Raw genomic sequence first — 971 nt, forward strand, 5'->3', positions numbered from 1 at the left:
GAAAACAATCATGGCTTTGATTACGACCGGTTTGCTCTCATTACCTACTTTGGCATCAGATTCTTATGGTACGCCATTTGAAAGTAATGGTTTTGTCAAAGATGACTGGCAACTGGTCTGTGATAACACCTTGACTTGCCGAGCAGCGGGTTATAGTGCTGATTCAGCCAAATGGCGAGGCAGCATTTTGATGACGTTAAAAGCGGGTGAAAAAGTGCCTAGTATAGAGATTCTATTAAATGAGTGGGACTGGAATACCTCTGAGAGATTGGTTACTGAAACTGAGGCGCTGAATAATCCAGTTGAGCTATGGCTCAATGATAAGTTTTATGGAGAAGTTAAAAACAGCCAATTAACAAAATCTCAGACCATGCTGCTGATTAATCACGCTAAGAAAGCCAGCAAAATCGCATTCAAGATCGGTACTCATCAATGGCAAGTATCTGACCTAGGGATGGCTGCCGTGCTACTAAAACTCGATGAGGTGCAAGGTCGAGTAGGTACGCCACTAGCCCTTGTCAGTAAGAATAGTTTAAATCGGCAAACCAATAAAGCCGCCAAACCAAAACCGGTACTCAAAAAAGCGCCTGTTTATTTGGAGGAAGAGCACAAGCAGTTGGACTCCTCAAAGTTGGCATATTTTCAAAAGAATATTGATAAATGGGTAAATATTAACTCTAAAAAATTAATAGGCTCAAAGGACGTGATGGGAGATTGTGAGCTGGTTAATCCAAAAACCGACGCGTATCAACAGAGGTCTGAATATGAGTCCGATATGGTTGGTTGGGACTTTATACCAGTAGATGACAGCCATACGTTAGCGGCACATGGTTGTTGGACAGGTGCTTATAATGAAGGCTATGGTTATTGGCTTATCGATCATAAATATCCTAACCATCCACAACTGATTACCACCGCTGGTAGTGACTATTACGAGGGTAAAATAACTGCCGCTCATAAAAGCAGAGGTC

Annotated in this window: 1 protein-coding gene; it reads left to right on the forward strand. The window is 42.1% G+C overall.

Annotation, left to right across the window (positions count from 1 at the left end; genetic code table 11):
- Positions 1 to 971 (forward strand): DUF1176 domain-containing protein (locus ACT3TU_RS14220; RefSeq protein WP_444752834.1); only part of this gene is annotated, 971 nt, incomplete at both ends.

Origin of the sequence: Psychrobacter sp. AOP3-A1-26 (genome assembly GCF_052378235.1) — a bacterium.
Taxonomy (GTDB): domain Bacteria; phylum Pseudomonadota; class Gammaproteobacteria; order Pseudomonadales; family Moraxellaceae; genus Psychrobacter.